At 62.4% G+C, this 7,774-nt stretch carries 7 protein-coding genes; 4 read left to right on the top strand and 3 right to left on the bottom strand.

Going from position 1 to position 7,774, the window contains the following annotated elements; all coding sequences use genetic code 11:
- Positions 1–429: 429 nt before the first annotated feature.
- From CH286_RS18110 to CH286_RS18100, 3 genes are read right to left on the bottom strand one after another with little or no spacing between them, the layout of a single operon-like run.
- A complete protein-coding gene (locus CH286_RS18110; RefSeq protein WP_032379662.1) occupies positions 430–831 on the bottom strand; it encodes a RidA family protein in 402 nt (133 codons plus the stop codon).
- Positions 828–1,625 carry an IclR family transcriptional regulator gene (locus CH286_RS18105; RefSeq protein ID WP_037148304.1) on the bottom strand — a complete coding sequence of 266 codons (798 nt, stop codon included), beginning with the start codon at positions 1,623–1,625 and terminating at the stop codon, positions 828–830. The genes CH286_RS18110 and CH286_RS18105 overlap by 4 nt, the downstream gene beginning before the upstream one ends.
- Positions 1,622–2,644 (bottom strand): sugar kinase, encoded by a 1,023-nt coding sequence (locus CH286_RS18100; protein ID WP_230592436.1) that lies wholly within the window; start codon positions 2,642–2,644, stop codon positions 1,622–1,624. The genes CH286_RS18105 and CH286_RS18100 overlap by 4 nt, the downstream gene beginning before the upstream one ends.
- A gap of 85 nt (positions 2,645–2,729) precedes the next feature.
- On the opposite strand from CH286_RS18100, the gene CH286_RS18095 reads away from it, so the two are divergent.
- Genes CH286_RS18095 through CH286_RS18080 form a run of 4 tightly spaced genes read left to right on the top strand, consistent with a single transcriptional unit; the run spans position 2,730 to position 7,751 of the window.
- Positions 2,730–4,052: an alanine racemase gene (locus CH286_RS18095; protein WP_032402694.1), complete on the top strand. Its 1,323-nt coding sequence runs from the start codon at positions 2,730–2,732 to the stop codon at positions 4,050–4,052.
- A 14-nt stretch (positions 4,053–4,066) separates the two neighbouring features.
- Positions 4,067–5,680 carry an N-acyl-D-amino-acid deacylase family protein gene (locus CH286_RS18090; protein WP_094610009.1) on the top strand — a complete coding sequence of 538 codons (1,614 nt, stop codon included), beginning with the start codon at positions 4,067–4,069 and terminating at the stop codon, positions 5,678–5,680.
- Complete coding sequence (locus CH286_RS18085; RefSeq protein WP_094610008.1) at positions 5,677–6,315, top strand: bifunctional 4-hydroxy-2-oxoglutarate aldolase/2-dehydro-3-deoxy-phosphogluconate aldolase; 639 nt, start codon at positions 5,677–5,679, stop codon at positions 6,313–6,315. The genes CH286_RS18090 and CH286_RS18085 overlap by 4 nt, the downstream gene beginning before the upstream one ends.
- Positions 6,312–7,751, top strand: coding sequence for a GntP family permease (locus tag CH286_RS18080; protein WP_037148311.1), 1,440 nt, complete (start codon positions 6,312–6,314; stop codon positions 7,749–7,751). Before CH286_RS18085 ends, CH286_RS18080 begins: the two co-directional genes overlap by 4 nt.
- The last annotated feature ends 23 nt before the right edge of the window (positions 7,752–7,774 follow it).

Genomic DNA, 7,774 nt, shown 5'->3' with positions numbered 1-7,774 from the left:
TCAAAGACATCAAGTCAAATCACTAGCAAATAAACTCAACTAGCATTTTCAAACAACACCCGACAACAACCACCACAAGCGGATGGCTGATACATCGAACGCTTTCACCAAACAAAAATTCGGCACTGACATTCATCGACACACTGTTGAGTTCTCAAAGAACACGCACACACCATTGCCACCGTTCACACGGTAACGCCGGGGCTTACACGCTCGAACCCCAGACATGGCTCATTACATTCGAGCCTTGCCTGGGTTGTTCAGTACATACTCCGTACAACCTCGTTGTCCCTGTCCGTGAAGACCGGGTCGGTGTCCGTGTCGCTCTGACTCGACAAAAGTTACGCGAAGACCAACACATACGCAAATCGCCTGGTCAGATGTAATTTCTGCGTGAACATCTGACCAGGCGACCCGGTACGAGGTCCGTCAGACGATCGCAACGGCATCGATCTCGACCAACATCTCTTCCCTCGGCAGTCCCGTGAACACCGTGGTGCGGCTCGGCAGTACGTCGCCGGAGGTGTGTGCGGAGACAAAAGCGCCGTAAGCGTCGTTCATGATCGAGAAGTCCTCACGCTTGGTCAGGTACACGCGCAGCATCACGACGTCGTCGAACGTCGCACCGCCGGCCTCGACGATGGCTTTGACGTTTTCGAGAGTGCGAGTGGTCTGCGCGGCGACATCGCCTGGGTACAGGTATTCGCTGGTAGCAGGATCCACCGGGCCCTGTCCGGATACCTGCACGAACGGGCCCTTCCGTACTCCCTGGGAGAACGTGTGGGCGGGTGCCGGGGCACCTGTGGTGCGGATTTCGATCTTCTCGCTCATTTTTTTCCTTCCATCGGGCTCTTGTCGGTTGTCATACGGTCCTGGAGTTCCTGCGGCCGCCAGCCCAGCCCCTCGGAGATTGCAGCCGCGGTCCGTTGCACCTCGGGCAGCGTCTTCAGTACTTGTTCGTGGTCGAGCAGCATGTCGGGTACCGACATCGAGACTGCGGCCACGACGTCACCGGTTCCGTTGCGCACAGCGGAGCCGACGCAGTTGACGAACGACTCGTGCTCCTCGCGGTCCTCGGCAAATCCTTGCGAGAGGACGAGGTCCAGCTCACGCAGATATTGCTCAGCCGTTGTGATGGTTCGTTCGGTGAACGGCGTGTAGGTGATGCGGTGCGCAATCTGCTCACGCTCTGCCCGTGGGCGCGCAGCGATCAAGATCTTCCCGACGGCTGTGCAGTGCAACGGCGCAGGCTTGCCGACCCGCGAATACATCCGCACGCTCTGTTTGGCGTCGAATTTGTCGATGTAGATCACCTCACCCGCTTCGTACGTCGCCAAGTGGATGGTCTGACCGGTGATCGTGTTGAGTTCCGCCAGGTGTTGCCGGGCGACGCTCCGTATGTCGCGCTGTTCCAATGCGTGGTTGGCCAACTCGAAGAGTCTCGATCCGAGTTGATACCGGTGATCGGCATCGTGCTGAACGAATCGGTCGCTTTCCATGGTGCGAAGCAGCCGCAGCACGGTGGTCTTGTGCACGTCGAGAACCGTCGCCAGCTCGTCCAGCGATTTCGATCCGTCACCGAGCAAACCGAGGATCGTCAGCGCCCGCGAGAGGCTTTGACTCACTGCGACACCTCCGAACAACGGGCGGCAGTGGCCGCGTAGTCCAGTGTCGCCCATTCGGCGTCGTCGAGTTCGGCCAGCCGGATCAGCACGTCGAGAGGCAGTACAGACGCGATATCGCCGTGCCCGGTGAGCGCACCCGCCGCACACAGGTGACCGAACCGAACACGCTCGACAGCACTCCTTCCCAGCAGCAATGCCGTCAAGTAGCCACCCGCGAAAGCATCTCCCGCACCGATCTTTTCGACGACATCCAGTTTCAGTGCCGGTACATCGACTCGAGCTGCGCCCTCGAACGCCGTCACTGTGTGCGCGTCGTTCTTGATCACCAAGTGCTGCGGTTGGGGGAACATCCGACGCAACTCGGCCGGATCCGACGTCCCGAACACCAGCGCAGCTTCGTCGGACCCCATCGAGACCACATCGCTTCCGCGGACATGCTCGCCGAGTACGTCCGCGGCTTTGCCCGATCGCGACTTCCACAGCGCCGGCCGATAGTTCAAGTCGAAGCTCACGGTGGTGGATCGGTCCATCAGTGCTCTGGTCAGTTCGGCCGCACTGTCCGAGATGGCCACTGTAATTCCCGTGAAATGAATCAGGTCGGCTCGGGATACCAGTTCAGAAGCCACCTCGGTGATGTCGCTGGGCGACAGTGCGCTCGCGGCCGATCCGGCCCGAAAATAGGTCATCGCGCTGTCTCCGGACGCGAGGTCGTATCGGTCACCGGAACCCGAGCCGCGCTCTTTGATGTACATACCCGTGGGGCGCTCGTCGTCGATCGCCACGCCCGAAGTATCGACGCCTGCGTCCGCCAATTGCCGGACCAGGTACCGGCCGAAGCCGTCGTTACCCACCCGAGAGACCCACGCAGCATCGACACCCAACTGACCGAACACCCTGGCGACGTTCGCTTCGGCGCCGCCGGACGTGCGATGAAACGTTTTCGAGTTCTCCAGCGGACCCGCTTCGGCAACCAGAACGACGAGGCCTTCACCTACACACACCGCTCGGGGTGTTTTCACGTCGATCTCCTCGAAGTCTTGCGGGAACGCTGCATGTCGTTGCAGACTACAAAGCATAAACATATTGCGCAACCATCGTTGCACAATGCGCAACGCACGGAGATCTTTCAATGGAGGAACGAACGTGATCGACACGGATGCCGTCGAAGAACTGAGTCGACGAACCCTCGGGCCCGAGCACAAATCGCTTCCACCACGGTCGTGGGGGCATACCGTCGAGAGCTTTCTCGCCACGTCTCCCCGGCTTTCCGAATTCACGACCCCGGTGCTCACCCTCGATCGTGCGCGTATGGCGTCGAACATCTCGGTCATGGCCGACTGGACGGCACGCGCGGGGGTGCTGCTCGCGCCCCACGGCAAGACGTCGATGGCCCCTCAGCTGTGGAAACAACAGCTCGATGCCGGAAGCTGGGCGATCACCCTCGCAACCGGGTGGCAAGTTCAGGTGGCACGCGCATTCGGGGTCGGACGCATCGTCCTCGCCAACGCCGAGATCGACCCCGTCGCGTTGACGTGGGTTGCAGCCGAACTGGATTCGCATCCCACGTTCGAGTTCTACTGCTGGGCAGACAGTGTCGCGACGGTGCACGAGATGGACCGCATTCTGGCGACACAGGGGCAGCGCCCCATTTCGGTGATCGTCGAACTCGGTGGCCCACACGGCCGTACCGGCGCACGCACGATCGAGGAAGCAGTGTCCGTTGCCCGTGCGATCGCGGCGTCGTCACGCCTGACCTTGGCCGGCGTCGGCGGTTACGAGGGAGCACTGAGCCACGACCGCTCCGAGGACGGCCTCGAGGCAGTCCGAAAGTACCTCGACCAGGTCGCCGATCTCCATCGCGCACTCGACGCCGAGGGGCTGTACGGCGAGCACGCGGTGGTGACCGCGGGCGGCAGCGCCTATCAAGATCTCGTTGTCGAGCGACTGCATTCGCTCACCACGGAAGATGGCGTACGCACCGACGTGGTGCTTCGCTCGGGTGCTTACGTGGTGCACGACGACGGCTTCTACTCACAGATTTCTCCACTCACTCCCGCCCGCACCGACGCGCCACTGACCTCGGCGATGCACGGATGGGCGCGCGCCGTCTCCCGCCCCGAGCCAGGTCTCGCATTGCTCGACGCAGGCAAAAGGGACTTCCCGTTCGACGAGGGAATGCCCGTGCCGCAACACATCAGAGGGAACGAGCTGCTCGACCCAGGAGCCGAGGTGACCGCTCTGAACGACCAACATGCGTTCCTACGACTACCGGCAGAAAGTGCGGCGGCACTGCCGGTGGGGTCGGTGGTTCGACTGGGTCTGTCACATCCCTGCACCGCATTCGACAAATGGCGTCTCGTTCCCGTGATCGACGACGCGGACAGCGACGATCCACGAGTGGTCGATCTCGTTCACACATTCTTCTAGAGAGCCGAAATCCTATGCCTAGTACTCTCTTTCGAGGTGCCGACGTCATCGACGGCACCGGATCGCCACGATTGCAGCGCGACGTCCTCGTGCGCGACGGTGTCATCACGTCGATCGTCGAGCCCGGAGATGTGCCCGGGGCCGACAGAATCATCGACGCCTCGCCCGGTCAGGTCCTCTCCCCCGGGTTCATCGATATGCACGCCCATTCCGACCTTCGACTGCTGACCGACCCCAATCATTTCCCGAAGATCAGTCAGGGCGTCACAACCGAGGTCATCGGGCAGGACGGCATCGCCTACGCCCCGATCGACGACGCCACACTCGACGTGGTGCGACGTCAGATCGCCGGATGGAACGGCAATCCCGTCGACCTCGACTTCTCGTGGCGGTCGGTCTCGGAGTACCTCGCGCGACTGGACCAGGGCATCACCCCGAACGCTGCGTATCTCGTCCCTCAAGGCACATTGCGCTACCTCGCGGTGGGTGCGGACCAGCGACCGGCGACGCCGTCCGAGATCGCCCACATGCAGGAATTGTTGGCGCAGGGCCTGCAGGAGGGCGCTGTCGGGATGTCGAGCGGTTTGACCTACACGCCCGGAATGTATGCGGACACAAGCGAATTACGCGCACTGTGCGAGGTCGTCGCCGAGTTCGGTGGGTTCTACGCGCCCCATACCCGATCGTACGGTGCCGGCGCGCTCGACGCTTACCAGGAAATGCTCGATCTCTCCCGGGATACGGGATGCGCGCTGCATCTGACGCACGCCACGATGAACTTCGGAGTCAATCGTGGAAGAGCACGTGAGTTCCTCGACCGCGTCGACTCCGCAATCGCCGACGGATGCGACGTCACCCTCGACACGTACCCGTATCTGCCTGGAGCCACCACACTGTCTGCTTTACTGCCGAGCTGGGCGATGTCCGGTGGCCCGGACCGAGCCCTGGAACGGCTCGACGACCCGGACATGCGACAGCGCATCGAGCGGGATGTCGACGTGAACGGGTCCGACGGTTGCCATGGAGTCACGGTCGAGTGGGACACCATCCAACTCAGTGGTGTGGCCAATCCCGAACTCGATCGCTACGTCGGCCGCACGATGTCCGACATCGCGTCCGACGAAGGACGCTCACCGGTGAACGTGTTCTTCGACTTCCTTCGCCGCGATGCGCTGGCCACGACGATTCTGCAGCACGTCGGGCACGAGGAGAACGTGCGCGAGATCATGGCGCATCCGCACCACATGGGTGGCAGCGACGCGATTCTGGTGGGCGAGAAACCGCACCCTCGGGCCTGGGGCACTTTCCCTCGCTACCTCGGGCACTACGTGCGCGACGAGCAGCTTCTTTCATTGGAGGATTGCATCAATCACTTGACCGGACGCCCGGCTGCTCGGCTACGGCTGCACGGACGCGGCACGATTGCCGAAGGCCATGCAGCCGATCTCGTCCTGTTCGACCCGGCGACCGTGCGCGATACAGCCACCTTCGAGAACCCGAAACAACAAGCCGAGGGAATCAGCCACGTCATGGTGAACGGCGCATTCGCCGTCGACGATCGCCGCTCCACCCACGCACTGGCGGGCCACGCCCTGCGCATGGATTCCACCCGAAAGCAGACGTCATGAACGCACTGTCGACAATTCTCGAGGACCGCGCACTGTCGGTGGTCCGTGCCCCGCACATCTCCGATCCCGCGGCGTTGGCAGATGCGCTCGCGCGCGGGGGAATTCGCGCACTCGAGCTGACCTTCACCACTCCCGGAGTTCTCGAACTGATCCGAGCCGCGTCCGATGCTGGTGCCGTCGTGGGGGCCGGTACCGTACTGACCGCCGATCAGGCGCGGTCCGCGGTCGACGCCGGCGCACGGTTCGTCGTCACGCCAGGCCTGCGACCCGAGGTCGCCGCAGTGGTCACCGATGCCGGAATCCCGCTGATGATGGGCGCACTCACCCCGTCCGAGGTGATGACCGCACTCGATCTCGGGGCGAACGTGGTCAAAGTCTTTCCAGCACGGACTGTCGGGCCGGCGTATTTCAAGGATCTGCTCGGTCCATTTCCGGACGCCAAACTCGTTCCGTCCGGCGGCGTGAACACAGGCAATGCCGCCCAGTTCCTCGCGGCCGGTGCCGTGGCCGTGACCGCAGGCACCGATGTGGTTCCACCGGCATCGGTCGCCAACGCCCAGTGGGGCGACATCACTGCACGAGCCCAAGCGTTCGTGGCAGCTATCAGCGCAGACATCAAGGAAGGCTCGTCATGAATTCTGTGGTCGACTGGCTCAGAACCTCCACACCAGGTCTACTCGTACTGTGCGGCATCGCAATTGCCGTGCTACTGGTAGTCATCATCAAGGTCAAGCTCGAACCGTTCATCGCGCTCCTCATCGTCGGTCTCGGGCTGGCCCTCGCCGCTGGTCTGCCCGTCAACGAGATAGTCGGCACCGCGATCAAGAGCAACGAGTCCTTGCTCGAAACCGGCTTCGGTGGAATCCTCGGACACATTGCAGTCATCATCGGATTGGGTACCGTGCTCGGCGCGATCCTCGAAAAGTCCGGTGGCGCACAGGCATTGACCGCAAAGCTCCTGGGGGTGTTCGGAGAACGCGGTGCACCCATAGCAATGGGCCTGCTGGGCTTGATCTTCGGCATTCCGGTCTTCTTCGACATCGGCATCTTCGTGCTGGCTCCGCTGGTCTACGTGGCGGCACGCCAGGGCGGAAAGTCGCTGGTCCTCTACGCGCTGCCGATGCTGGCAGGTCTGTCCATGACGCACGCATTCCTACCGCCGCATCCCGGGCCGGTTGCCCTCGGCGGCTTGCTCGAAGTCAACTTGGGATGGCTCATCCTGTTCGGGTTCATCTGCGGCATTCCCGGTTTCATCGCTGCGGGCCTGGTGTGGGGTAATTGGATCGGCAAGCGAATCATCGTCGACGTTCCCGAGGACTTCATCAACGACGGAGACGACACGACCGCAGATGGCGATGGCACCGGCACGGTAGCAACGAAGCGTCCGGTGATCACGACGCCGCCGTCGGTGGGAACCATCGGTGCAATTATCGCCGTTCCTCTGGTCTTGATCCTCGGTGCCACATTCGGCAGCATCCTGCTCGATCCCGGCAACCTACTCGAAGTACTGACGTTCTTCGGCACCCCGGCCGTCGCGCTTCTCATCGCAGTCCTGATCGCGTTCTACGTGCTGGGCATTCGACGCGGGTCCACGGTCCAGGAACTCAGCAAGCTGACCGGAGAGTCCCTTCGTCCGGTGGGCATGCTGCTCCTGGTGGTCGGCGCAGGCGCGTTCTTCGGAAAGGTCATCTCCGCCACGGGTATCGGCACGGCCCTGGCCGACACCATGGCGGCCGCAGGTCTTCCCATCATCGTGTTGGCGTACATCATCAGCTGTGCGCTCAGGGTCGCGCAAGGGTCGGCAACCGTGGCCATCGTGACTACCGGCGGCATCGTCGGACCACTGGTGGCAGCCCAGGATTACTCCGCTCCGGCCGTTGCGCTGATCGCCATGTCCATCGCGGCGGGTTCGATCATTGCCAGCCACGTCAACGACGGCGGTTTCTGGATCATCTCGAAATTCTTCAATCTCACCGTCAAGCAGACACTGCAGACGTGGACGGTCCTCGAGACGATCCTGTCCGTAGTCAGCTTCGCCGTCGCGGGAATCCTCTTCGCGATCATCGCCTAGAGCCAGTGGCGCGGTTGTGTGCC

The organism is Rhodococcus sp. WWJCD1 (assembly GCF_002258735.1).
GTDB lineage: Bacteria > Actinomycetota > Actinomycetes > Mycobacteriales > Mycobacteriaceae > Rhodococcoides.
The sequence above is the reverse complement of the archived record's forward strand: the minus strand, read 5'-3'. Positions and strand labels throughout refer to the sequence as shown.